1 protein-coding gene is annotated in these 429 nt (G+C 77.2%); it reads right to left on the bottom strand.

Going from position 1 to position 429, the window contains the following annotated elements; genetic code table 11:
* A partial coding sequence (locus tag BN4575_RS21020; protein WP_218060831.1) for a hypothetical protein occupies positions 1 to 392 on the bottom strand: 392 nt, incomplete at its 3' end.
* Between the last annotated feature and the right edge of the window lie 37 nt (positions 393 to 429).

The following is a 429-nucleotide window of genomic DNA, read 5'->3' as shown; positions in this document are numbered from 1 at the left end:
CCGGGCGAGGCGGTCGTGAGCCGGCCGGCGTCCACGTGGGCGAAGAGGTCGTCGGCGCTCCAGGTCACCCGGTCGGTGACGTCGCGCTCGGAGCCGTCCTGGAAGCGGCCGATCGCGTCGAGCTCCACGACGGCGCGCTTTCCGAGCGCGAGATCGACCGAGGCGGCGGCCGGCTCGACGCGCAGCGAGACGAGCCCCTCCACCGCGCCGCTCCCCGAGGAGCCGCCGCCGCCCTGCGCCCCGCCCGGACGCGCGCCCGTGTCGCCGCCGGACGACGAGCACGCCGCCACGGCCGCCGCCAGAGCCGTCGCGAGGGCGAGGAGGAGCGCCCCTCGATGCGCCGTGCGCGGGCCTCCCCTCGCGGCCCTCGCGGAGAACACGCGTGATCTCATCGTCTGACCTCCCGATCGAGCACCGGACAGGCAGGCT

The sequence above is a fragment of the Aeromonas sp. EERV15 genome (genome assembly GCF_900079845.1).
Classification (GTDB): domain Bacteria; phylum Pseudomonadota; class Gammaproteobacteria; order Enterobacterales; family Aeromonadaceae; genus Aeromonas; species Aeromonas sobria.
This window is presented reverse-complemented; position numbering and strand designations above follow the sequence as displayed.